Genomic DNA, 23,772 nt, shown 5'->3' with positions numbered 1-23,772 from the left:
CGGTCAAGAATCGGGCAGGAGGACGATATTCGCATGTCGAATCGGGAACTGGTCACGGGCATCGTGCTGGCCGCCGGAGCCGGCACCCGCTACGGCATGCCGAAAGTCCTTGCCCACCACGGTGATTGGTTGGGACGCGCGGTCGCCGCGCTCGCCGACGGCGGCTGCGACGACGTCGTGGTCGTGCTCGGTGCCGCGGTGGTGGACGTGCCGGCACCGGCGCGGGCGGTCATCGCCGACGACTGGGCGAGTGGTGTCAGCGCGTCGGTCCGGGCCGGGGTGTCAGCCGCCGACGGCGCAGCGCTGGCCGTGCTGCACACCGTCGACACGCCCGACGTCGGTGCCGACGTGGTGGCGCGGGTGCTGGCCCGGTCGGCGGAGACCGGCCTGGCGCGGGCCACCTACGGGGACAGGCCCGGGCACCCCGTGGTGATCGCGTCCCGGTTCTGGCCTGCGCTGCTCGGCACGCTGTCGGGCGACGAGGGTGCTCGGCCGTTCCTGGCTTCGCGCGACGACGTGGTGCGGGTGGAGTGTGGGGACGTGGCGACCGGGCTCGATGTCGATGAGCCCTAGGTCTCGACCCGCAGGCCGAGCACCTCGGAGGCGTACCTGCGGACGGTGTCCTCGGACATCGCCGCGGCGTCCTCGTGACCGGGGCGCGCCCGGCTGCTCATGAACGACGTCTTCGGGTCGAGCGTTACCTCGGCGAGCATCTCGCCCGTGGTCGGCTCGCACACGGCCCACGTGTAGCGGGTGTCGTCCGCCCAGCCGTCCTCGGCGTCGTGCACGTAGTCCAGGTCGGTCTCGCCGAGTTCGGCGAGCGCGGGGCGGTCGTCCACCAGGTCGTCGTAGCGCAGCGCCCTCAGGTACCACGTGCCGTTGTTGATCTCGACGGGATCCACGTGTCCTCACCTCCTTGGTGAAACGCCGAAACTGCGGGGAGAGCGCGAAAGTCGAGAGAATCGCGATCTCCCCGCAGTCTCGGGGATGGTCGTGCCGAGGCCGCTAGTCCTTGATCTCGGCGAGCACGGTGCCCTGGGTGACGGCGGCGCCGGGCTCGACGGCGAGTCCGGTGACCGTGCCGTCCTTGTGGGCCGTGACCGGGTTCTCCATCTTCATGGCCTCGAGCACCACGATCAGCTCACCCGCGGCGACCTGCTGGCCTTCCTCGACGGCGACCTTGACCACGGTGCCCTGCATCGGTGCGGTGACCGAGTCGCCGGAGGCGGCCTTGTTGCCGCCTGCGCCACGCTTGCGCGGCTTGGGCTTCTTGCGGATGACGCCGGGACCACCCGCGGACGGGGTGCCCCCACCACCGAGTGCCAGATCGCCGGGCAGCGACACCTCGACGCGACGGCCGCCGATCTCGACGACGACCTTCTGACGCGGCAGGTTGTCCTCGTCGTCGATCGCCTCGCCACCGGTGAACGGCTCGACGGTGTTGTCCCACTCGGTCTCGATCCAGCGGGTGTGGACGTCGAAGCCCTCACCGTTGCCGATGAACGCGGGATCGGACACCACGGCGCGGTGGAACGGGATGACCGTGGCGAGACCCTCGACGGTGAACTCGGCGAGCGCGCGGCGTGACCGTGCCAGCGCCTCGTCGCGGGTGGCGCCGCTGACGATCAGCTTGGCCAGCATCGAGTCGAACTGGCCGCCGATGACCGAACCGGTCTCGACGCCGGAGTCCAGGCGCACGCCGGGGCCGGTGGGCGGGACGAAGTTGGTGACGGGGCCCGGTGCGGGCAGGAAGCCGCGGCCTGCGTCCTCGCCGTTGATGCGGAACTCGAACGAGTGGCCACGCGGCGTCGGGTCCTCGGTGATGTCGAGGGGCTCGCCGTTGGCGATCTTGAACTGCTGCAGCACCAGGTCGATGCCTGCGGTCTCCTCGGTGACCGGATGTTCCACCTGCAGGCGGGTGTTCACCTCGAGGAACGAGATCAGGCCGTCCTGGCCGACCAGGTACTCGACGGTGCCCGCGCCGTAGTAGCCGGCCTCCTTGCAGATGCGCTTGGCCGACTCGTGGATCTCCTTGCGCTGCGCGTCGGTCAGGAACGGCGCGGGCGCCTCCTCGACGAGCTTCTGGAAGCGGCGCTGCAGCGAGCAGTCGCGGGTGCCCGCGACGACGACGTTGCCGTGGGTGTCGGCGATGACCTGCGCCTCGACGTGGCGCGGCTTGTCGAGGTAGCGCTCGACGAAGCACTCGCCGCGGCCGAAGGCGGCGACGGCCTCGCGGGTGGCCGAGTCGAACAGCTCGGGGATCTCCTCGAGCGTGCGGGCGACCTTCATGCCGCGGCCGCCGCCACCGAACGCCGCCTTGATGGCGATCGGGAGGCCGTACTCCTTGGCGAAGTCCAGGATCTCGTCGGCGTCCTTCACGGGATCGGACGTGCCGGGCACCAGTGGGGCGTCGGCGCGCGCCGCGATGTGGCGCGCGGTGACCTTGTCACCCAGGTCGCGGATGGACTGCGGGCTCGGCCCGATCCAGATCAGGCCGGCGTCGAGCACGGCCTGGGCGAACTCGGCGTTCTCGCTCAGGAATCCGTAGCCGGGGTGGATGGCGTTCGCGCCGGACTTCGAGGCGGCGTCCAGCAGCTTCTCGAAGACCAGGTAGGACTCCGCCGAGGTCTGGCCGCCGAGGGCGAAGGCCTCGTCGGCGAGCCGGACGTGTGGCGCGTCGGCGTCGGGGTCGGCGTACACGGCCACGCTGGCCAGCCCAGCGTCCTTGGCGGCCCGGATGACCCGGACGGCGATCTCGCCGCGGTTGGCGACGAGCACCTTGGAGATCTTCGAGCTGGCGTGACTGGGCACTGCGCCTCCTGGTGGCGTGTCTAAGAAACGTCTTTAAGAATCTATCTGGGGCAGTTTAGGCGGCGCGATTTCCGTCCCGGCGAGGCGGTGCTGGTTACCGGCGGGTAGGTCCGCTGTTGGCCACCTGGCCGTGGTGATCGCGTGCTGCCGCTGGGGAATCCGAGCGCCCGCAGCGGCGCTCAGGCGTCGCGCAGCCGGCGTTTGATGCGCGTCAACATCGCCGACATCCCCCGCAGGCGCAGCGGGCTGATCAGCTTGCCGAGACCGAGTTCGGAGTAGAAGTCGTCGGGCACGGCGAGGATCTCGTCGGCGGACAGTTCGTCGAGGCCCGCGGCCAGGATCGCGGCGAACCCGCGCGTGGTCGGCGCCTCGGCGGGAGCACTGAAGTACAGCCGCACCCGATCGCGGTCGGCCGCATCGACGTGCAGGAACAGCGGCGACTGGCACTCGGGCACCGGCTCCATCGCCGCTTCCTCGAGATCGCTGGGCAACGGTGGGAGTTCGTTGGCGAACTCGAGCAGCAGCTGCAGCTTGTCCTGGCCCTGCATCTCGTTGAAGTCGGACACCACGTCCGCCAGGGCGGCGGGCATGGTCATGACGCGCCGGGAGCCTCGCCCGGCTCGTCGCCGACCGCGACGGGCACGCGCACGGCGTTGCCCCACTCGGTCCACGAACCGTCGTAGTTGCGCACGTTCGGCAGTCCGAGCAGGTGGGTCAACACGAACCAGGTGTGGCTGGAGCGCTCGCCGATGCGGCAGTAGACCACCGTGTCGTCCTCGGGGGAGAGGAAGCCGTACAGGTCCTCGAGTTCGGCGCGCGTGCGGAACCGGCCGCTGTCGTCGGCGGCCTTGGCCCACGGGATCGACCGGGCCGTCGGGATGTGCCCGCCGCGCAGCGCGCCCTCCTCGGGGTAGTCCGGCATGTGCGTGCGCTCGCCGGTGTACTCCAGCGGCGACCGCACGTCGATGAGCGGCTGCGTGCCCAGCGCACCGAGCACGTCCTCCTTGAAGGCGCGGATCGGGGCGTCCTCGCGCTCGACGACGGGATAGCCGGTCGTCTGCTTGGACGGCACGTCGAGGGTGGTGTCGCGGCCGTTGGACACCCACATGTCGCGGCCGCCGTCGAGCAACCGGACGTCGGGGTGGCCGAAGAGCGTGAACACCCACAGGGCGTAGGCCGCCCACCAGTTGCTCTTGTCGCCGTAGATGACGACGGTGTCGTCGCGGCTGATGCCCTTGCGGTTCATCAGGTCGGCGAACTGTGCGCCGTCGATGTAGTCGCGGACGTTCGGATCGTTGAGGTCGACGTGCCAGTCGATCTTCACCGCGCCGGGGATGTGGCCGGTGTCGTAGAGGAGGACGTCCTCGTCGGACTCCACGATGGCCAGGCCCGGGCGGCCGAGGTTGCCGGCCAGCCAATCGGCGGTGACCAAGCGCTCCGGGTGCGCGTACTCGGCAAGGGACGGATGCGGGTCTGCAGGCAATGGCACAGTGCGAGCCTACCCACCTCGAAATGCGGACACGACACATCGGGATCAGACTTCACGTGGAGTTGGCGGCACCATACCCACTCCTGTAAGAATCTCAGGAATGAGCGCTTTGCCAGCAAAGTTTGACGTCGGGATCGTCGGCCTCGGCTACGTCGGTCTCACCTTGGCCACGGTGCTCGCAGAAGCGGGTAACTCGGTCATCGGTGTGGAGAAACGGTCCGAGATCGTCGACATGACGAACTCCGGAATTCCGCATTTCACCGAAACGGGCCTTCCAGACGCCCTATCCGGGGTCACCAAGTCGAAGAAACTCGTCGCCGCCGAACGCTTCGACGAGAGCTTCAGCTGTGACGTCTACATCATCACCGTGGGCACGCCGCTATCGCCCGAAGGCGTCGCCCGGGTCGACATGATCGAGGCCGCCGCTCGCGACATCGCCTCGAACATGCAGGACGGGGCCCTGGTCATCCTCCGCTCGACGGTCAAGATCGGGACGACGCGCGACGTCGTCTCACCGATCCTGGCGGCCAGCGGCAAGACCTTCGACATCGCGATGTGCCCCGAGCGCACCCTCGAGGGCAAGGCATTGCAGGAATTGCGTGAGCTACCCCAAATCGTGGGCGCCGACGATCAGGCCACTGCCGACCGCGCCGCGGCGGTGTTCCGCAAACTCACCAATTCGATCGTTCTCGTTTCCAGCATCGAAACCGCCGAGATCGCAAAACTGGTCAGCAATACGTTCCGCGACGTTCAGTTCGCATTTGCCAACGAGGTCGCCCGAGTGTGCGATGCGTTCGGCGTCAGCGCACACGAGGTCATTTCCTCGGGCAAGCTCGGTTACGACCGGACGAACATTCCGCTCCCCGGACTCGTCGGCGGCCCGTGCCTCGAGAAGGACCCGCACATCCTGATGGAGAGCGCGCGCAGCCGCGGCATCGATCTGGAGATCACCGCCGCGGGCCGCGTGGTCAACGAGCGTCAGCCCGAGGAGACGGTCGCGTTCATAAGCAGCGAGATCAAGCGCCGTGAGCTGCCCAGCCCGCTGAAGATCAACCTGGTCGGCATGGCCTTCAAGGGTCTGCCCGAGACCAGCGACCTGCGCGGCTCGATGTCGATCAAGGTGCTCGACGCACTGAAGAAGGCCCATCCCGAGGCCGAGATCGGCGTGTACGACCCGGTGACCCCGCAGGAGCTGCTCGCCAGCGAGTTCCCCGACGAACGCAACTTCAGCCGCCTCGGTGACGCGGTGAGCGGCGCGTCGGTCGTCGTGATCGGCAACAACCACCCGTCGCTCAAGACCATCTCGCCGCGCGCCATGAAGGAATTCATGAACCCCGAGGGCTTCGTCTTCGACTACTGGAACCACTTCAGCCATCTGCCGCCGTCGGAACTGGGCGACTCGTACTTTGCGGTCGGCAAGTCGGGCGCCGTGGGTGCCGCGGAGCCGTTCCGTGGGTAAGCGCGTCGTCGTCACCGGAGGCGGTGGCTTCATCGGCGCCTACCTCGTCAAGCGCCTGGTGCACGACGGCTGGGACGTCGTGGTGGTCGACAACATGGTCCGCGGCGATGCCAGCCGCTTCGCCGAGGTCGCCGACGACGTCGAACTGCACACCTGCGACGTCCGCGACCAGGCCGCGCTGGAGAAGGCATTCGCCGGCGCCGAGGTCGTGATGCACCTCGCAGCGATCAACGGCACCGAGAACTTCTACACCCAACCCGAACTCGTCCTCGAGGTCGGCATGCTCGGGGCGATGGCCGTCGCGAACGCAGGCCGCGCCGTGGGCGTACCCGACCTGGTGTTCGCCTCGACCGCCGAGGTCTACCAGACCCCCGCCGTCATCCCGACGCCGGAGACCATCCCGCTGATGCTGCCCGACAGCCTCAACCCCCGGTACTCCTACGGCGGCGGGAAGATCGTCAGCGAGCTGATCGCGTTCAACTACGGTCGCGAGCACTACCGGCAGGTGCAGGTCTTCCGGCCGCACAACGTGTTCGGGCCGAACATGGGCTGGAAGCACGTCGAGCCGCAGTTCATCATGCGTGCCCTCGATGCCCAGGATGCCCACCCAGAAGGCAAGGCGCCGTTCGACATTCAGGGCGACGGCAGTGAAACGCGGTCGTTCTGCTACGTCGACGACGTCGTCGAGGGCATCCTCACGATGTACGACAAGGGCGGACACCGCGAGATCTACCACATCGGTAGCGACGAGGAGGTCTCGATCCGGGACCTCGCGCACCGCATCGGGACCATCGTCGGCGTCGACCTGGACATCCGCCCCGGCCCCATCCAGTACGGCGGCACCCCGCGGCGCTGCGCCGACATCACGAAGATGCGCGGCCTCGGCTGGTCCCCGGTGACCAACCTCGACGAAGGCCTCGAGCGCACGGTGGCGTGGTACCGCGAGCACCGCAACGACAAGCCCGCCAACGAGTTGATGTAGCGCTCGTTTCCGGGCGTGCTCTCGCCGATCGTCGGGTTCTGTCACGGTTTCGCGCGAAAACCGTGGCGGTAACCTACGTTCGGCGCGGCGGAAGGCTGGCTAGTTGTCCCGCCACAGGTCGGCGATCGTGAGGCCTACCCGGTCGAACAGGCGCCGGGTCAGTGGCAGGCCGATGCCGATGACCGCGGAGGGATCACCGTCGACGCCCTCGACGAACCAGCCGCCGAGACCGTCGAGCGTGAAGCCGCCCGCGACCGCGACGGGTTCACCGCTGCGGACGTAGGCGGCCAGATCGTCGGCCGGGGGGGTGCCGAAGTGGACGGTCGTCACCGTGTGATCGGCGGCTTGACTCGCGATCGCGTTGTCGCGCAGGCGAATCACGCTGTGACCGGTGTAGAGCTGGCCCGACCGCCCGGCCATCGCTCGCCAACCCTCAATGGCCGCCGACTCGGTCGCGGGCTTGCCCCACAGTTCGCCGTCGCGGAAGAGCATCGAATCGCAGCCGATCACCACGCAGTCCGCCGCGACCGCCGGGTCCACGACCGCCGCGACGGCCTCCGCCTTCGCGACCGCCAGCGCGGTGGTGACGGCGGCCGGACTCGAATCGGTTGGGAGCGCGGCCATCACGGCGTCCTCGTCGACGCCGGAGACCACGACCAGGGGATCGATGCCCGCGCTGCGCAGCACCTTGAGCCGGCCGGAGGAGGCCGAGCCCAACACGACCCGCGTCATCGACGCAGGTGCATGCGTTCCACCAGAGTGACCTTCTGCCAGCTGAAGATCGAGTAGCGCAGCCGGTCGACCGGATGGCCCCACAGGTCCCGCTCGTGGGCCTCGAGGTCGGCGGACGTGACGCCGTTCGACGCGCCGGCGAGCACGGCCACCAGCGCCGCGACCTCGTCGTCGGTGGGCTGACCCTTGAGCACCTGGATCACGGGTTCGCTTGCCGCGGAGACGTATTCGGGCGCGCTGGCGTCGGTCACTGGAGCCTCGTCGGTCACGGAACTCTCCTCGGTCACTGAGTCTGCTCGGTCACAGCGGAATGTTGCCGTGCTTCTTCGGCGGGATCTGGCTGATCTTGCGCTCCAGCAGCCGCAGCGAGGTGGCGACGTAGCCGCGGGTGTGTGACGGCGGGATCACGGCGTCCACGTAGCCGCGCTCGGCGGCGATGTACGGGTTCACCAACGTGTCCTCGTACTCCTGCTGCAGCTGCAGACGGAGCGCGTCGACGTCCTGGCCCTCGGCAGCGGCCTGCTTGAGCTGCTGGCGGTAGACGAACCCGACAGCACCCGAGGCGCCCATGACGGCGATCTGTGCCGACGGCCACGCGACGACGACGTCGGCGCCCATGTCCTTGGACCCCATGACGCAGTAGGCACCGCCGTAGGACTTGCGGGTGATGACGGTGACCTTCGCGACGGTCGCCTCGCCGTAGGCGTACAGCAGCTTGGCGCCGCGCCGGATGATGCCGTTGAACTCCTGGTCGGTGCCCGGCAGGAACCCGGGCACGTCGACGAGCAGGACGATCGGGATGTTGAAGCAGTCACACGTGCGGATGAACCGCGCGGCCTTCTCCGAGGCGTTGATGTCGAGGCAGCCTGCGAACTGCGTCGGCTGGTTGGCGACGATGCCCACCGGACGACCGTCGACGCGGCCGAAGCCGACGATGATGTTCTGGGCGTAACCCTCCTGCACCTCGAGGAACTCGTCGTCGTCGAGGATGCGCGAGATGACCTCGTGCATGTCGTACGGCTGGTTCGGCGAATCGGGGATGAGGGTGTCGAGTTCGAGGTCTTCCTCGTTGAGGTTGTCCTCGATGGCGCCCGGGTGCGGCGGGGCCGGGTAGCGCGGCGCGTCGGCGTAGTTGTTGCTGGGCAGGTACGACAGCAGGTCGCGGACGTAGTCGAAGGCGTCCTGCTCGCCGGAGGCGACGTAGTGCGCGGTTCCCGACTTCGCCATGTGGGTGTGCGCGCCACCCAGCTCCTCCATCGTGACGTCCTCACCGGTGACGGTCTTGATGACGTCGGGGCCGGTGATGAACATCTGGCTGGTCTGGTCGACCATGATCACGAAGTCGGTCAGCGCGGGGGAGTAGACGTGCCCACCGGCCGCTGCGCCCATGATCAGTGAGATCTGCGGCACGACGCCCGAGGCCAGGATGTTGTTGCGGAAGATCTGGCTGTACAGGCCGAGCGAGACCACGCCCTCCTGGATGCGAGCGCCTGCTCCGTCGTTGATGCCGATCAGAGGGCGGCCCGTCTTGATGGCCAGTTGCTGCACCTTGACGATCTTCTCGCCGTACACCTCGCCGAGGCTGCCGCCGAACACCGTGGCGTCCTGGCTGAAGATGCAGACGTCACGGCCGTCGATCGTGCCGTAGCCGGTGACGACGCCGTCGCCGACCGGACGGTTCTGCTGTAGGCCGAAATTGGTGCTGCGATGCCGTGCCAGCGCGTCGAGTTCGACGAACGAACCCTCGTCGAGCAGGGCGAGGATGCGCTCACGCGCGGTCAGCTTGCCCTTGGCATGCGTCTTCTCGACGGCTGTCTCGCCGACCGGGTGCAGCGCCTCTTCGGCGCGCTTGCGCAGGTCGGCCAGCTTGCCCGCGGTGGTGTGGATGTCGATCTCGTGGCTCTCGGCCGGCTGAGAAGTCCCCGCAACGCTCGTCATGACTAGGGATGCTATCGACTGGCTCCGGCGATGACTCAATCGGCTGCACCGCGCGCCGCTGGCGGCGCACCGATCCCACCTGCGAAAGTTTGCCGGGAGTTGTCGTCAAACCCTTTTTGCTGTTTCATGTATCCAGCATTCGGCGCGCCTCCAACGACACGCCGTGGCAACCTCGGAACAAAGAATTTCGGAAGGAACTCCGCTGTGCGTCAAGACCGTGCTTCAAGCGGCTCTGACGCACCTCGCGTAGCGATTGCGCACGATTATCTGACGCAACGCGGCGGTGCGGAGAAGGTAGTGCTCTCGATGAGCCGCGCCTTTCCGGATGCGCCGATTTATACGTTGCTGTACGACCCCGAGAACACTTATCCGGAATTCGCTGAGCGCGACATTCGCGTATCTCGCATCAACGGCATCGGGCTCTTCCGCAGGTACCACCGCGCGGCGCTGCCGATCCTGCCGCTGGCCGCGAACTCGATCAAGATCGACGCCGACGTGGTCGTGACCAGTTCCAGCGGGTGGGCGCACGGGTTCCAGACCACCGGCCGCAAGCTGGTGCACTGCCACTCGCCGGCGCGCTGGCTATACTTCCAGGACAAGTACCTCGGCGACGACGCAGGTCTGGCAAAGCGTGCCGTGTTGGCCGCCACGTCGGGTTACCTGCGGGCCTGGGATCGTCGCGCCGCCGCGTCGTGCGACCGCTACCTCGCGGTGTCCACCGTGATCCAGCAGCGCATCGCCGACGCCTACGGAATCTCCGCCGACGTGCTGCCGTCGCCGGTCGCGATGACGCGTTCGGGCGCCACCGAGCCGGTACCCGAACTCGTTGACTGGCTGGGCGGTGAGGATCCCGACGAGGCCTTCTACCTCTGCGTCTCGCGTCTGCTCCCGTACAAGAACGTCGACGCCGTGGTCGGGGCGTTTGCGGGCAGGCCGCAACGCCTCGTCGTGGTCGGGCGCGGTCCCGACGCCGAACGCATCGCGGCGACGAAGACGCCGAACGTGCTGATGCTGTCCGATCTGACCGACGCTCAGATGTCCTGGCTCTACCAGCACAGTCGCGCGCTGGTCGCAGCGAGCTACGAGGACTTCGGCCTGACCCCCATCGAGGCCGGTGTCTGGGGCAGGCCCAGCGTCGTGCTGCGGTGGGGCGGCTTCCTCGACACCGTGGCCGAGGGCATCACGGGCGTCTACTTCGACAGTCCGGAGTCCGCGTCGATCTCCGAGGCACTCGACCGGTTCGAGAACTCGTCGTTCGACCCGGACAAGGTCAAGCTCCACGTCGAGCAGTTCACCGAGGAGCGCTACTCCGCGGCCCTGCACGCGGCGGTCGACGAGCTGGCGGCCCGTCCCTCATGACGGTCAGGACTGCCGTCGTCACGGGCATCACCGGACAGGACGGGCACTACCTCACCGAACTGCTTCTGGCCGAAGGCGTCCGGGTGCACGGCATCACGCGCTCGCTCGCTCACGCCGCGGAGGTTCGGCCCGAGGTGACCATGCACGAGGCGGCGCTGACGCGGACGGACGCGGTCGCCGCTCTGTTCGACGACATCGAACCCGACATGGTGTTCCACCTCGCGGGGATGTCGTCGGTCGCGGCGTCCTGGGCCGACCCGGTACAGGCCACCGAGGTCAACGCACTCACCACGGCCGCGATCCTCGACGCCTGCCTGCGCACCCAGGACCGCACCGGCGAGCAGATCACCGTCGTCAACGCCTCCAGCCAGGAGATCTTCGCGGGATCGCCGGGCGGCGTGGACACCGAGACCACCGCCGTGGCACCAACGTCGCCCTACGGAGCGGGCAAGGCGCTAGGCCATCACCTGTGCCAGATCTACCGCGCCCGGGGCCTGCAGGCCGCCAACGCGATCCTCTACAGCCATGAGTCGCCGCGGCGGCCCGAGCGGTTCGTGACGCGCAAGATCACCAAGGCCGTCGCGCGGATCGCCGCGGGCAGGCAGGCCGGCTTGACCCTGGGTGACGTGAGCGTGCAGCGCGACTGGGGTTGGGCCCCGGACTACGTCGATGCGATGTACGCGATGGCAGTGCGGGGCGTGGGTGACGACTACGTCGTCGCCACCGGGCAGGCACATTCGATAGCCGACTTCGTCGCAATCGCCTTCGCCGCAGCGGGCATCAGCGACTGGCAGGACAGGGTGGTCACCGACGAGAGTCTGATCCGCCCCGCCGACCGGCCCGCCATGGTCGGTGACGCGACGAAGGCGTGGGACCTCCTGAACTGGAAGCCCACCAAGTCCTTCCACGAAATAGTGGTCAGCATGGTCGATTCCGATCTACTCCAGGAGCGAGACGCGTGATTCCAGAACCGTTCAAGGCAGATCCCGAAGACCGGGCCAGGAAGCTGGCCGCCGCACCGGGATTGAAGTTGCCGCCGGACCCCGAGTGGGAAGTGGGCCCGGACGGCCGCGTCGTGGCCTACAAGATGCAGGGGATGACGTTCGCGCGCAAGGCCCGAAACCGCATCGCCACCATCCTGTTCAACATGCTGGTCACCTACATCCCGTCGCACTTCGTGCGGCAGAACTTCCTGCGCATAGTCGGTGGCACCACGATCGGCAAGAAGTCCACGCTCATGCGCGGTGTCACGGTGTTCGATCCCGAATTCCTCACGATCGGCAACTACACCACCATCGGTTTCCGCTGCTTCCTCGATTCGCGGGCAGGCATCTCGATCGGCGACAACGTCAACATCGCGAGCGACACCCACATCCTGGGCGGCGGCCACGACATCAACCACCCTGACTTCCTCCCCATGCCGATCCCGACCGTCATCGAGGACTACGTCTGGATCGCCAGCCGGGCGATGATCCTGCCGTCGCACATCAAGCGCGGCGCGGTGGTGGCGGCACACGCCGTGGTCACCAAGGACATCGAGGAACTCGAGGTCGTCGGCGGCGTGCCCGCCAAGGTGCTGACCAAGCGCAACCCCGAGGCGCTGAAGTACAGCAGCCCTTACCGCCCGCTGTTCTTCTGATGGCGGTCGACCTGAAGGAATACCGCCTGATCTACGTCGGGCCGCGCAACCACGTCACCGCCATCGGCGACTACACCGAGGACCTGATCGCCGCCTTCCGTCCGCACTTCGGTGACGTTGCGGGCGTACGGGTCTCGGGACCCGGTGACGAGACCTGGGCCGACGTTCGCAACGTGCGCAGGCAGATCCGGAGCCTGGTGGACTCGTGGCCGGCAGGCAAGGTGCTGGTGCACTCCGAGATCGGGTGCGGCATGTTGTCGCCGTTCTGGTCGATCGCCGGTCTCAAGGGCATTCCGGTCACGCTGACGGCGCACGACCCGCCCCAGGCGCTGTGGTTCATCGCCCGGACCCGGTTCGTGGGGAAGCACAAGCTGCTAATGCACGGCTTCCACTACCCGCTGCGGCCCTTCTCGCGGTGGCTCGAGGGACGGGTCAACGGACGACGCGACATCTTCGCGCTGAGCAAGACCGGCCAGGCGTCCATCGACCAGGTGTACCCGAACTCGCACACCCACTACGTGCCGTACCGGGTCGCCGAGAAGCCGACCGTGAAGCCGGCCGAGGATCGGCCGAAGGCGATCGGGTTCTTCGGACTCGTCTACCGCGGCAAGGGTTTCGACCAGATCGAGCAGATCCGCAAGGAACTGCCGGACCACATCCTGATCCGCGTCGCGGGCCGCGGCACCGAGGCGCTGCCACGCATGGACGGCGTGGAGATCGTCGGCGGGGTCGACGGAGCCGAAGAGGACGCGTTCTTCGAGTCCGTGCGTGCCATCGTGATTCCCTACGGCAAGCGGCACTTCTACGCAGACACCTTCCCGGCGTCGTCGGTGGCGGCGCACGCCCTGGCGTACCGCACCCCGATCATCGCCACCGGCTACGGATCGCTGGCCGAGTTCGGCCCCGAGACCGGTGCGGTGGTGGTGCCGATGGGCGAGGGCGACCCGAAGGCGTTGCCGCCCGGCTTCACCGAGGCGATCGCGTCCTTCGTCGACGACGATGCCCGCGTCACCGAACTGGGCAAGCACGCCGACCGCACTCGCGAGGAGCGGTCGACACCGCGGACGGCCGAGGCCTTCGTGGCGGCGTGGTCGAAGATCCTGGGCCGTCAGCACGGAAGTGACTGACACCTCGACGCCGGGCGCGGCTGCCCCGCGCAACATCTTCAAGACGCTGATCGCCGTGGGATGGATGTACGGCGGCCGGGGCATCGGCATGCTGTGGACACTGGCGCTGGTCGGCAAGCTCAGCGTCGGCGACTACGGCAGGTACGGCATGGGTTTCGCGCTGTCGGCCGTCGTCGGCCCGCCGCTGGACAACCCGTTCAACGTGCGCGCGATGCGCGAGGCCGACGAGCACTTCCAGGCCGAGCGCACCAGCAGGTTCCTGCTCGGGTTGACGCTGATGATTGCAGGCGCCTGCCTGATCGAGGTCAACTACATTGCCTGGTTCGGCCTCGCCATCGCCGGCGGCGAGATGGTGTTCAAGTCCTTTCAGAGCCAGCACTTTCGGGACGGGCACCCTCAGCTCACCTGGCGCATGGACACCATCCGCCAGATCACCAGCGTCGCGATCGCGGGCAGCTACCTGTTCGGGGTCGACGACCCCAGCCTGCAGGTGGCCAGCCTGCTCTACTGCTCGCCCTACCTGGTGGTGCTCGTGCTCGCCGCGCGCCGCGTCTGGGGTCACCGACCCGGCGTGCCCGGTCCGCCGAAGCTGATCCTCGCGCTCGTCGGCGAGATGCTCGGCATGTGCCTCTACCTACAGGGCGACGTGCTGCTGCTCGGCTTCCTCACCGACGACACGACGGTCGGCTACTACGCGCTGACGGTGACGGTGACCGTCGCGCTGGCAGCGATCGGGCAGTCGTTCGCCATGACCTACAACGAACCGTTGCGCCGCAGCGGCGGTGACCTCTCGACCGGCCCGTCGCTGAAGCACATCGTGCTGCTCGGGCTGGGCACCGGGGGACTGGTCGTCATCACCGGCATCGTGCTGCTGCTGACCCCGGCGCCCACTGAACTCGGCGTCGCCATGCTCATCATGTCCGCCTTCTGTGCGATGCGGACGATGAGTTCGGTTCTGGCAGTGATTCTCTACGCTCAGCGGCGCGACGTCGTCCGGCTGAGCGCCAACCTGGGTCTGGTGCCGGTGAAGCTCGGCGCCGTCGCGGCCCTTGCGCAGTTCGGGGCGATCGGCGCGGCCATCGCGACGGTGGCCACCGACGCCATCCTGCTCGTGATCTATCTCTTGGCGATCTACCGACGAAAGGCGGATTCCCGCTCATGACGAAAGTCGTATTCCTGGTGTCGAAGGACCCGGTGACCGAACACGGCGGTGACGTCGAACTCGCGCGAGTGGCATTGCGCCTGGCGGCGGAGTCGTTCGACATCCGCGCCATCTGCCTCTCCGACGAGCCTCCTGGCGACTCGGTTGTCGACGTCGTCAAGGGTGGGCTCAAGCTGCAGCGCATCGTGCAGCACCCGGTGAACAAGGTGGCGCTGCTGACCGGCGCGCTGCGGCACCGGCGCAGCCTGGTGCACGTGCGCTTCGACACCGACGAGCTGCTCACGGCGATCGAGGCGAGCGACGACGACGTGTTCTTCTGCGAGCACAACTACATGGCCGAATCCTTCATCCGCAGCAAGCACTTCGGTAAGAAGGGCATGGTCATCAACACGATCAACACCGAGTCGCAGGTGTGGTTGTCGACGCGTGGGATGCTCGGCAAGATCGAGGCGCCGCGGCTGCTGCGCGACGAGCTGCGGGTGGCGAAGTTGGCGAACGCGGTGGGGTGCTACGAGATCGAGGAAGCCGAGATGTACCGCGCCAACGGCGTTCCCGGCGCGCGCTTCATGGAGGTGACGCTGCCGCCGATCGAGCAGATCGACGTGTCGCAGACCGGCCGCCGGCTGGTCTTCCTGGGTGGCCGGGACTGGCCGCCGAACCAGGAGGCGTTCCTGGTCGCGCTGCGGTTGTGGCCGCGGATCTCCGAGGGCATCCCGGCTGCCGAACTCGTTATCGTGGGTGCGAAGAAGACGGGGTCCACCGATCCCGTCTACCCCGCCGGCGTACGGGATCTCGGGTTCGTCGACGACCTGCCCGGGTTCCTCAAGACGTGCCGGGCGCTGATGGCGCCCATCAAGACCGGCGGCGGCGTGCGCGTGAAGCTCCTCGATGCCGCGAGCCAGGGCCTACCGGTGGTCGGCAGCGGTCCGGCGGTCGGGTCATTGCGCACGCTCTTCGGAATGCCGACGTTCGACGACGACGACGACTTCGTCGCCGAGTGCCGACGGATGCTGCTCGACCGTGACGCCGCCGTGAAGGTCGGCAACGATCTCTACGAGGTCAACCGAAATCACTGGGAGCAGAAGCGTCCGCAGAAGGCGGTCGAGGGCCTCGTCCACGCCGGCCTCGGCCGCTGAGGGGGCCGGGTCGGACGTCAGGTGTAGAACGCCTTGGCGCCGACCCACGGTTGCCAGGTGATGTAGCCGTGTTCGAACGTCACCCGCACGCCCCAGCCGTCGCGCACCTCGTCGGACAGGGCCAGCCCGAGCTGCGGCGTCCACGCCTCGACGATGCCGCCACCGACGGCGAACGCCCCCGTTGCGGCTGACCACCACACCCGCATGCCCGACGGCGAGTCCATGTCCTGGTATCCGTTGGCGAACTGGGTCTTCGGCACGACGCCGTACTGTCGGGCCTTGTCTGCGACGGCGTTGGGCGAGGCGATGATGCCGGTGGGGGTCTCGTACAGCGTGCTCGCGGTTCGGGCCTGTGCCCAGACCGCCGGCGTCGCGCGATAGACCGGGCTGAGCACCTCGCCGTAGGACGGCTCGGTGATGGCGCTGAACCGTTGGAACTCAGCAGTTTTCGGGATGCCGGCGGTGGCGGCGTCGGAGATGACCTGTTGGCTGGGCTTGGCGGACCAGTCGGTGCGGTACACGCCGAACACGTCCTCCGGATCGGTGCTGCCGGTCTTGCGGTCGCGGGTGGTGTGGATCATGATCGGTCCCGCGTACGGCATCTCCTGCCACTTCGTCAGCAGGTCCTTGATGAAGGCGGCCTGTGTGGCGTCGTCGGCGGCGGTCATCGGTTCGCCGTACTCGGTGCCCCAGATCTTCTTCGCCGCATCACCGTTGGCGAGCATGAGCCGACGCATCGCGATCACCTGGTTCATGGGTGAGTTGGCGACCGGGAAGCCCTCGGAGAACTTGAGCGTGTACTGGTAGGGGTGGAACGACAGTGCGTCGAACGATCCCTTCGCGCCCGCGGCGTACATCTTCTGCAGGAAGGTGACGGGGTTGACCAGCCAGGTGCCCCAGTCGATGACCGATCCCAGTACGCCGCCGATGACGGTGGCGTTCGGGTCGACGTCCTTGATCTTCGGGTAGGCCGCCTTCAGCAGTTCCGTGTAGCCGGCCGGGTCGGGCGTCGGCGCGTAGAACTGTGAGCCGTTTGGTTCGTTCCAGATTTCATACGCCGACACCGTGCCCCTGTAGCGGGTCGCCACCTGTTCGCAGAAGGCGGCGTACTGCGCAGCCGAGGCGGGGCGGCCGGTGATGGCTGGGGCGCCCGGCGCGACGGCCCACGCAGGTGTCGAGTTGATGATCCCGAGCACCGCCATGTTCCGGCGTTGGGCCGCGTCGATCGTGCGGTCGACGTTGGTCCAGTCGAACCGGCCCTGGACTTGCTCGACCCCCGCCCAGGGAATCATGAGGCGCACGGTCTCGACGCCCGCCTCGACCATCTTGTCGAAGGTCTGGGCGACCGTGGCATCGGTGCCGAAGTAGACCTCGGGGTCGTGGAAGCCGATGGTGGTGGGGGACGGGGTGATTCGGCTCGAGCCCGCGACCTCGACGATGCGAGGGTGTGGGGTCGACGGCGCCGACCAGATGCCTGCCACGGTCAGCAGTGCGATCGCCAGCGTCGCCACACTCCGGAGAACGATTCGGTGTCGCGGTCGGCGGGTGGGGCGACGCACGGATCACCTCAGGCTTCCTGGCGCAACCCGCCTCTGCGAAACCCCGTGCGAATCAACGGAGCAATGGAGAGTATGACCGGTTCGTGACGGGTTCCTCGGCCGCGGTCTGCGCGTGTCGTGAAGATTTTTGATCTTGATCGACGACGACCAGGAACACCAGCAGGATCGAGAACATCAGGGTCACCTGCTGAATGGTTGCCACCATGTGGTCGAGCTGCAGGGCCACCAGGCACACCCCGATGAAGATGCCGCCGTAGAGGGCACGCGCCCCGGAGTCGCCGCGGATGGCGCGCGAACTCATGATGCATCCGATGGCCAGCACCACGAGGAAGGCGAACCCGACGATGAGGCCGGCGCGGTAGATCGTGATCAGCGGCACGTTGGCGACGAAGTTGAGCGTGAACGCGGTGTTGCCGTCCTTGAACTCGGGCCGGCCCCAGCCAAGGCCGAACGGCCAGTGCCCCGCCATCTGGCCGGGGAAGGCCCGCAGCGCGTCACCACGTGCCGAACTGCCGACGTCGTCGGAGCTGAACGAGCTGAACAGGCGCGTACGCACGGCGGGGGTGAGCATCGCACCCGCTGCCACCGCACCCATGGCGCCGAGGACGAGCGCGCGGTTGCGGGCACGCATGCCGTGGAAGAGCAGCACCAGGATGACGCCGACCAGCACGCTGAAGATCGCCGCGCGGCTCAGCGTCAGCAGAATGGCCACCGACAGGATGGTGACGACACCCACGCGCAACGGGCCGGTCAGCAGCAGGACTCCGACGGCGAGCGCGATCGTGAGCCCGACGCCTGCCATGTTGGGGTCGACCCAGAGGCCGCCGAGGCGGGCGAAGCGTTGCGCGCCCTCGTCGGTGTAGACGAACCGGCCGGTCTCGACGAGGCCGTAGCCGAAGGCGCTGAACGCCTTGATGAACCTGTGCGTCGGGTCGGCGGCGACGACGATGATGCCGAAGAGACCGTTGAGCGCCGCAAAGTAGACGTAGATGCGGCCGAACTTGGCCAGCACGTCACGAGGGAACCTCAGCAATGCCACGACGGTGAGTGTGGCAACTGACCATTTGATGAATTCTCCGACGTCGACGACAGTTCGCCCGGTGAAGATCAATGACACGCCGGAGACGAGGACGAAAACGATTAGGGCCTTTTCCAAGGGGTGAAAGACCGCGGGGCCGCCACGGTGGACGATCGCCGCCAACACCACCCCGCCCGCAAAGGGCAGGTACATGGGCAGATGGATGCCGGGGAAGTAGCCGAAGGGCATGAAGCCCAGGGCCGCAGCAAGCCCCCAGGCGAGCCACTGGGGGTGCCGGATGCCCACGTAGACGCCGATCGCGGCAGCAGCGAGCCCGCCCACGGCAAGCATCGCCTTGGTGCCGCCGCTGATCGCCAGAGCTGCAACGATCGGCACCGCGACTACAATGGCTATGCCCGTCAACAGTTCTGAATGCGACTGCACCGGCCATCTCACGGAATCAATAGTCGACGTTGTGTTCGCTGAATGCAACTAGACGTGACGAGCCGGTGGTGTGCTTTATGCCGCCTCTGCGGCTATGGTGAGCGGGTTGCGGCAAACTACTAAGGGAATGGAGATCCCGTTGGCGATCGGGGATTATCTACGGGCCTTTCGGCGGTTCTGGTGGCTCGTCCTGGTCGCCGTCCTCATTGGGGCGGGCGTTGGCTACGCCACCACGCTGTTCAGTACTCCCGAGTACCAGTCGACCGCACGGCTGTTCGTCACGACCCAGAGCGGTACCTCCGTCGGCGACGCCTACCAGAACAACCTGTTCTCGCAGGAGCGCGTCGTTTCCTACGCAGGCCTGGCCACCAGTGAGCAGGTCGCGGCTCGTGCCGTCGACCAGCTGAAGATGCCGATCAGCCCCGAGGCGCTGCGCTCCAAGATCACCGCGACACCGCTGCCCAAGACCGTGCTGCTCGACATCTCGGTCACCGACCCGGACCCCGGCCTCGCGCAAACGTATGCCAACGCCGTCGCCGACCAGCTGGTGCAGCTCGTCAGCGAACTCGAGACCTCGCGCCGCGGCGGCACGCCCGCTGCCGGAGCGATCCTGCTCGACGACGCGAACTACCCGACCGAAGTGGCGGGCATGTCTTTGCTGACGCTCATCGGGCTCGGTGCTGCCGGCGGTCTGGTCGTCGGACTCCTGCTCGCCACGCTCCTCGGCGCCGCCGACTCCCGGCTGCGTGCCCGCGACAACGTCGACGCGATCGCGCCGTCTCGGACGCTGGGCAACCTCGTCGACGATCCGCGCCGCGCCGACGTGCCCGTGACGAACCTCCAGGCCGGCGGGCTGGCCGCGGAGCGACTCCGCGAGCTGCGCACCAACCTGCAGTTCGCGCGCACCCCCGCCGGGCGTCGCCCACAGGTCATCGCCGTCACCAGCCCGTCGCACGGCGACGGAAGGTCGACCACCGCGATCGACCTCGCCGCCACCTTCGCCGAGTCGGGTCGGTCCGTGCTGCTGGTCGAGGGCGACATGCTCAACCCCACGCTGGCCACCACTCTCGGGCTGTCCGACGACGACCGGTCCCGCGCCGCTCAGCGTGGACTCGGCACGGCGCTCGCCGGTGACCACGACGTGGCCGCCGCGGTGATCCCGTCACCCGGTGGCGCACCGTTCGCGCTCCTGCCCGCCGGACCCTCGCCGACCTCGCGCCGCCAGCTGTGGGGTGACGAGAACGCCGCGCGGCTGATCGACGAGTTGCGCGATGCGTACGACTACGTCGTGATCGACACCCCGCCGCTGACGACGGTCTCCGATGGCGCCGCCGTCGCGGCGATCGGTGACGGTGCCATCGTGCTGGCCCGCATCGGCCACACCAAGACCAAGCCGCTGCGCACCGCGCTGCAGGTGCTCGAGGCCGCGAACGCGGCACTGCTCGGCACCGTCGTCACCTGCGAGCCCGGCCACAAGCGCGAGCTGTCGAAGCCGTCGTCGGATGCTCCGCGGAACCTGGTGTCGCCCAAGCCGAATCGGCAGCAGGCCGCGGCCGACGCGCCCAGCCCGAGGGGGAACGGCGACGCCGCCACCGAGGCGATCAGCCAGCCGGGGGCCATCAATCAGGCGGGGGTGCACCGGGTGTCCGGTGCCAAACGCGAAGGTAGGTGACTTCGTGTCCTGGCGAATCCTGACCACGGCCGTCGTCGCACTGACGGTGGCCGCGGGCTGTACGCCCGTCACCCGCGAGGCCTCCCCGCCGCCGGCGGAGCAGACGCCGAAGGTGAAGACGTTCGAGCCCGCATTCGGTGGCGCCGTCGAACTCGGCGCCCCCAACCTGACCGACGACGGACCCGGATCGCTGGTGTCGGTCGAGGTGATGCACGGCAGCGAGGAACTCGAGGACGCGAACGCGACCTACGCGCGGGTGGTGTACCGATCCACCTCCGGCATCGACGACAGCCCGACCGAGGTGTCCGGTGTCGTGGCGATCCCGCCGGGAACGCCGCCCAAGGGCGGCTGGCCCGTGATCTCGTTCGGTCACGGCACCACCGGCGTGCTGGAGAAGTGCGCGCCCAGTCGCTTCCCGACGCTGCCCGGCAACGGCTTCATGATGCAGGCGATGATCCTCAACGGCTTCGCGGTGACGATGACCGATTACCAGGGTCTCGGCGTGCCGGGTTACTACCACCCGTTCCTCGACTCGAAGACGTTCGGCAACAACATGATCGACGCCGTGCGCGCGGCTCGGCGCGTCGGCGCCGACCTCAGCACGCAGTGGGTGGCCTTCGGTCACTCCCTCGGCGGCATGGCCGCGTGGGCGGCCGCCGACCGTGCAGGCGTCTACGGCCAGGGCCTCGATCTGATGGGCACGCTGTCGATGGCGCCTGCCGCCGACATGGCAGGCATGGCCGACGCCGCGTGGAACGGGACGCTGACCGCCGACCAGCGCGTGGCCATGGTGTTCGTGCTGCAGACGCTCAAGTGGTCGAACCCCGAACTCGACCTCGACCGGTACCGCCGCGGCTACACCGCGGCCAACTGGGATGCGCTGCTGGACTGCCTCCCGCCGGACATCGACGACATCCTGCGGGTGCGGTCGAAGATGCAGAACTCCGATCTGCGTCCCGAGACCCCGGCCGACCGTGACCGGCTGCGGGACCTGTTGGCGCAGATGGCTCTGCCGCAGAACAAGCTGACGACGCCGATGATGGTCGTCTACGGTACGCAGGACACGCTCGTCGACGTCGCCTGGTTCGAGCAGGCCGTGTCCCGGGCATGCGCGCAGGGCGATCACATCCAGATCGAGAAGAGCATCGGCCAGGGACACAGCGACCTCGACAGCACCTACGGGCTCCCGTGGCTGCGCGACCGGCTCACCGGTCAGGACATCCCCAACTCCTGCACGGGTCAGGCGTGAAGCCACCCGCCGGCGTCCCGCGCATTCGCGACTACCTGCGAATGCTGGCCCGCGGGTGGGTCGTGATCGTGTGCGCGACACTGCTGTCCGCCGGTGCGGGCGTCCTCGTCGCGCGTTACCTGCAGGACCCCGAGTACGTCGCCACCACCCGGGTGTTCGCGGTGGTGCCCGGCGACGCCCAGACGCACGCCGCCTACGAGGGCAACCGTGGCGCGAGCGTCCGCATCCAGACCTACGCGCAGTTGGCCACGTCCACGATCGTGACGCAGCGGACCATCGACGAACTGGGGCTCACCGAGACTCCCGAGGAACTGGCCGAGCACATCACCACCACCTCGACCCCGGACACTCTCTCGCGCTTCTCCTATCCGTTGTCGGTGCTGCTCGACGTCAAGGTCAGCGGTGACGACCCCGACCGCACCGTGGACGTCGCGAATGCCGTGACGCGCAACCTGATCGCGGCGTCGGAGGAACTCGAGTGGGACGAGTCCGAGTCCGGGCCCGGGCTGGTACTCGTCGACGAGGCGAAGGCGGCCCCGCGGGTGACCGAGTCGCTGCTGTCGGCCGCCGGCGTCGGTGCGGCGTGGGGTCTGGCACTCAGCGCGCTCGCCCTGCTGGCGGTGGGCGCGTTCGGTGACCGCGTCCTCAACCGGGACCAGATCGAGTACGTCGCGGGGGATTCGACGATCGAAGAGGGCAGATCGTGACGATCACGAGGTCGGTCGCCGGCGTCGTCGCCGCCGTGGCGCTGTGCGCGTCGCTGGTGAGCGGATGCACCGAGGCCGCCGCCCCGCCCCCGCCACCGCCACGGTCCGAGGGTTCGAGCATGTCCGGCGTACCCGTGGCCGGCGACTTCGGCGGCTCCGGTGGCGGCACGCTCCAGAAGGCCACGACGCTGCCCACCGTCGACCGGCGCATCCTCAAGGTCTCCTCGCTCGCCGCCCGCGTGGAGTACGAGTCGAAGTCGGGCATCGACGGCAGCCGCCAGGTGGTCTCCGGCTCGGTCTTCGTGCCCAAGGGTCGACCGCCGCCGGGAGGCTGGCCGATCATCGCCATGGGGCACGGCACCACCGGCATCCAGCACGACTGCGGCCCCTCGCTGTGGCCCAACCTGCTCGGGGCGTCGGAAGCCGTTGCCACGCTCATCAATTCCGGCTTCCTGGTCACCCTGCCCGACTACCAGGGCCTCGGGATGTACGACACCTACCACCCATACCTGGACTCGACGACCGTCGGCTACAACATGATCGACGCGGTGCGCGCCGCCAGGAAACTGGTACCCGACGCCTCGAACCGGTGGCTGGCCTTCGGTTCGTCGCAGGGCGGGCAGGCCGCATGGGCCGCCAACGAACTCTCCGGCAGCTACGGTTCGGGCCTCGACCTGGTCGGGTCGGCCAGCGTCGCACCCGCCGCCAACGTCGTGGGTCTCGCGGACTCCGCGGTGGCAGGCACGCTCACGCCCGAGCAGGCCTCGGCGCTGCAGTGGGTGCTGGTGGCCCTCAAGGAGGAACACCCCGACCTCGACCTCGACGACTACCGTCGCGGCGTCGTCGCCGAGAAGTGGGACGTGCTGTCCGCCTGCGTCGGTCCGCTCGTGGCCGAGCGCACCGCGGTCACCCTCCAGGTGACACCCGACGATCTGCGTCCCTCCAGCGAGGAAGCCACCGACCTGCTCCGGCAGTACCTGGCCGAGATGAGCCTGCCGAAGGTCAAGGCCAACGCCCCGATGCTGGTCCTGTTCGGCGACATGGACAAGGTCGTCGCACCCCAGTGGACCGTCGACGCCGTACGGCGGGCATGCGAGATGGGCAACGTCATGGAGGCGTACTCCGCACCGGGGCGGGGTCACGACGACATCGACGGCGCCGTCGCCCTTGGGTGGGTGAACCAGCGCTTCGCGAACACCGCCCCCAACGACTCCTGCACTGCTCCAGACGGACCGGTGCTGCCGCTGAGTCCCAAGCAGTGGTACGAGCAGTGACGGCAGGCGCCCCCG

At 68.1% G+C, this 23,772-nt stretch carries 22 protein-coding genes; 13 read left to right on the top strand and 9 right to left on the bottom strand.

The window, feature by feature from the left end:
- Positions 1 to 33 precede the first annotated feature (33 nt).
- A complete protein-coding gene (locus G6N61_RS11865) occupies positions 34 to 573 on the top strand; it encodes a nucleotidyltransferase family protein (protein ID WP_163918704.1) in 540 nt (179 codons plus the stop codon).
- Here G6N61_RS11865 and G6N61_RS11860 read toward each other — a convergent pair.
- The 4 genes from G6N61_RS11860 to G6N61_RS11845 form a co-directional block, all read right to left on the bottom strand.
- Complete coding sequence (locus tag G6N61_RS11860; RefSeq protein ID WP_163918703.1) at positions 570 to 902, bottom strand: hypothetical protein; 333 nt, start codon at positions 900 to 902, stop codon at positions 570 to 572. The two genes, G6N61_RS11865 and G6N61_RS11860, sit on opposite strands and share 4 nt — an antisense overlap.
- Positions 903 to 1,005: 103 nt before the next feature.
- Positions 1,006 to 2,811 (bottom strand): acetyl/propionyl/methylcrotonyl-CoA carboxylase subunit alpha, encoded by a 1,806-nt coding sequence (locus G6N61_RS11855; RefSeq protein WP_163918702.1) that lies wholly within the window; start codon positions 2,809 to 2,811, stop codon positions 1,006 to 1,008.
- A gap of 179 nt (positions 2,812 to 2,990) precedes the next feature.
- Complete coding sequence (locus tag G6N61_RS11850) at positions 2,991 to 3,407, bottom strand: SufE family protein (RefSeq protein WP_163918701.1); 417 nt, start codon at positions 3,405 to 3,407, stop codon at positions 2,991 to 2,993.
- On the bottom strand, positions 3,404 to 4,300 hold the full coding sequence (locus G6N61_RS11845; protein WP_163918700.1) for a sulfurtransferase: 897 nt from the start codon (positions 4,298 to 4,300) through the stop codon (positions 3,404 to 3,406). Before G6N61_RS11845 ends, G6N61_RS11850 begins: the two co-directional genes overlap by 4 nt.
- Positions 4,301 to 4,400: 100 nt before the next feature.
- Between G6N61_RS11845 and G6N61_RS11840 the strand changes: the two genes are divergently transcribed.
- Both G6N61_RS11840 and G6N61_RS11835 read left to right on the top strand, forming a co-directional pair.
- Positions 4,401 to 5,759: a nucleotide sugar dehydrogenase gene (locus tag G6N61_RS11840; protein WP_163918699.1), complete on the top strand. Its 1,359-nt coding sequence runs from the start codon at positions 4,401 to 4,403 to the stop codon at positions 5,757 to 5,759.
- A complete protein-coding gene (locus tag G6N61_RS11835; RefSeq protein WP_163918698.1) occupies positions 5,752 to 6,741 on the top strand; it encodes an NAD-dependent epimerase/dehydratase family protein in 990 nt (329 codons plus the stop codon). Before G6N61_RS11840 ends, G6N61_RS11835 begins: the two co-directional genes overlap by 8 nt.
- A gap of 99 nt (positions 6,742 to 6,840) precedes the next feature.
- Here G6N61_RS11835 and G6N61_RS11830 read toward each other — a convergent pair whose 3' ends face one another.
- Genes G6N61_RS11830 through G6N61_RS11820 form a run of 3 tightly spaced genes read right to left on the bottom strand, consistent with a single transcriptional unit; the run spans position 6,841 to position 9,411 of the window.
- On the bottom strand, positions 6,841 to 7,473 hold the full coding sequence (locus tag G6N61_RS11830) for a Maf family protein (RefSeq protein WP_163918697.1): 633 nt from the start codon (positions 7,471 to 7,473) through the stop codon (positions 6,841 to 6,843).
- The gene (locus G6N61_RS11825) at positions 7,470 to 7,742 is read right to left on the bottom strand and encodes an acyl-CoA carboxylase epsilon subunit (protein WP_235887502.1); all 273 of its coding nucleotides are present in this window, start codon (positions 7,740 to 7,742) and stop codon (positions 7,470 to 7,472) included. The genes G6N61_RS11830 and G6N61_RS11825 overlap by 4 nt, the downstream gene beginning before the upstream one ends.
- A 31-nt stretch (positions 7,743 to 7,773) precedes the next feature.
- Positions 7,774 to 9,411, bottom strand: a complete 1,638-nt coding sequence (locus tag G6N61_RS11820) for an acyl-CoA carboxylase subunit beta (RefSeq protein WP_163918696.1) — start codon at positions 9,409 to 9,411, stop codon at positions 7,774 to 7,776.
- 204 nt (positions 9,412 to 9,615) lie between these two features.
- Between G6N61_RS11820 and G6N61_RS11815 the strand changes: the two genes are divergently transcribed.
- The 6 genes from G6N61_RS11815 to G6N61_RS11790 are packed head-to-tail and all read left to right on the top strand — an operon-like array spanning position 9,616 to position 15,834.
- Entirely contained in the window at positions 9,616 to 10,770 is a 1,155-nt protein-coding gene (locus tag G6N61_RS11815) for a glycosyltransferase (RefSeq protein ID WP_264077017.1), read from the top strand.
- A complete protein-coding gene (locus G6N61_RS11810; RefSeq protein WP_163918694.1) occupies positions 10,767 to 11,732 on the top strand; it encodes a GDP-mannose 4,6-dehydratase in 966 nt (321 codons plus the stop codon). The genes G6N61_RS11815 and G6N61_RS11810 overlap by 4 nt, the downstream gene beginning before the upstream one ends.
- Entirely contained in the window at positions 11,729 to 12,409 is a 681-nt protein-coding gene (locus G6N61_RS11805; protein WP_163918693.1) for an acyltransferase, read from the top strand. The genes G6N61_RS11810 and G6N61_RS11805 overlap by 4 nt, the downstream gene beginning before the upstream one ends.
- Positions 12,409 to 13,536, top strand: a complete 1,128-nt coding sequence (locus G6N61_RS11800) for a glycosyltransferase family protein (RefSeq protein WP_163918692.1) — start codon at positions 12,409 to 12,411, stop codon at positions 13,534 to 13,536. The genes G6N61_RS11805 and G6N61_RS11800 overlap by 1 nt, the downstream gene beginning before the upstream one ends.
- Positions 13,529 to 14,698 (top strand): lipopolysaccharide biosynthesis protein, encoded by a 1,170-nt coding sequence (locus tag G6N61_RS11795; RefSeq protein ID WP_235887500.1) that lies wholly within the window; start codon positions 13,529 to 13,531, stop codon positions 14,696 to 14,698. The genes G6N61_RS11800 and G6N61_RS11795 overlap by 8 nt, the downstream gene beginning before the upstream one ends.
- Positions 14,695 to 15,834, top strand: a complete 1,140-nt coding sequence (locus G6N61_RS11790; protein WP_163918691.1) for a glycosyltransferase — start codon at positions 14,695 to 14,697, stop codon at positions 15,832 to 15,834. The genes G6N61_RS11795 and G6N61_RS11790 overlap by 4 nt, the downstream gene beginning before the upstream one ends.
- Positions 15,835 to 15,851: 17 nt before the next feature.
- Here the strand turns inward: G6N61_RS11790 and G6N61_RS11785 are convergent, their stop codons facing one another.
- Entirely contained in the window at positions 15,852 to 17,345 is a 1,494-nt protein-coding gene (locus G6N61_RS11785; RefSeq protein WP_163918690.1) for a cellulase family glycosylhydrolase, read from the bottom strand.
- 100 nt (positions 17,346 to 17,445) lie between these two features.
- Positions 17,446 to 18,807: an O-antigen ligase domain-containing protein gene (locus G6N61_RS11780; protein ID WP_163918689.1), complete on the bottom strand. Its 1,362-nt coding sequence runs from the start codon at positions 18,805 to 18,807 to the stop codon at positions 17,446 to 17,448.
- Between the two features lie 187 nt (positions 18,808 to 18,994).
- On the opposite strand from G6N61_RS11780, the gene G6N61_RS11775 reads away from it, so the two are divergent.
- From G6N61_RS11775 to G6N61_RS11760, 4 genes are read left to right on the top strand one after another with little or no spacing between them, the layout of a single operon-like run.
- Complete coding sequence (locus G6N61_RS11775) at positions 18,995 to 20,527, top strand: AAA family ATPase (RefSeq protein ID WP_163918688.1); 1,533 nt, start codon at positions 18,995 to 18,997, stop codon at positions 20,525 to 20,527.
- Between the two features lie 4 nt (positions 20,528 to 20,531).
- Positions 20,532 to 21,776, top strand: coding sequence for an alpha/beta fold hydrolase (locus tag G6N61_RS11770; protein ID WP_163918687.1), 1,245 nt, complete (start codon positions 20,532 to 20,534; stop codon positions 21,774 to 21,776).
- Positions 21,773 to 22,483 carry a YveK family protein gene (locus G6N61_RS11765; protein ID WP_163918686.1) on the top strand — a complete coding sequence of 237 codons (711 nt, stop codon included), beginning with the start codon at positions 21,773 to 21,775 and terminating at the stop codon, positions 22,481 to 22,483. Before G6N61_RS11770 ends, G6N61_RS11765 begins: the two co-directional genes overlap by 4 nt.
- Positions 22,480 to 23,757, top strand: a complete 1,278-nt coding sequence (locus tag G6N61_RS11760; protein ID WP_235887499.1) for a lipase family protein — start codon at positions 22,480 to 22,482, stop codon at positions 23,755 to 23,757. The genes G6N61_RS11765 and G6N61_RS11760 overlap by 4 nt, the downstream gene beginning before the upstream one ends.
- The last annotated feature ends 15 nt before the right edge of the window (positions 23,758 to 23,772 follow it).

Origin of the sequence: Mycolicibacterium arabiense, assembly GCF_010731815.2 — a bacterium.
Taxonomy (GTDB): domain Bacteria; phylum Actinomycetota; class Actinomycetes; order Mycobacteriales; family Mycobacteriaceae; genus Mycobacterium; species Mycobacterium arabiense.
This window is presented reverse-complemented; position numbering and strand designations above follow the sequence as displayed.

Coding starts and splice junctions, on each gene's coding strand:
- G6N61_RS11865 (WP_163918704.1), top strand. CDS start 34: ATGTCGAATCGGGAACTGGTCACGGGCATCGTGCTGGCCGCCGGAGCC.
- G6N61_RS11850 (WP_163918701.1), bottom strand. CDS start 3,407: ATGACCATGCCCGCCGCCCTGGCGGACGTGGTGTCCGACTTCAACGAG.
- G6N61_RS11840 (WP_163918699.1), top strand. CDS start 4,401: ATGAGCGCTTTGCCAGCAAAGTTTGACGTCGGGATCGTCGGCCTCGGC.
- G6N61_RS11830 (WP_163918697.1), bottom strand. CDS start 7,473: ATGACGCGGGTCGTGTTGGGCTCGGCCTCCTCCGGCCGGCTCAAGGTG.
- G6N61_RS11820 (WP_163918696.1), bottom strand. CDS start 9,411: ATGACGAGCGTTGCGGGGACTTCTCAGCCGGCCGAGAGCCACGAGATC.
- G6N61_RS11810 (WP_163918694.1), top strand. CDS start 10,767: ATGACGGTCAGGACTGCCGTCGTCACGGGCATCACCGGACAGGACGGG.
- G6N61_RS11800 (WP_163918692.1), top strand. CDS start 12,409: ATGGCGGTCGACCTGAAGGAATACCGCCTGATCTACGTCGGGCCGCGC.
- G6N61_RS11790 (WP_163918691.1), top strand. CDS start 14,695: ATGACGAAAGTCGTATTCCTGGTGTCGAAGGACCCGGTGACCGAACAC.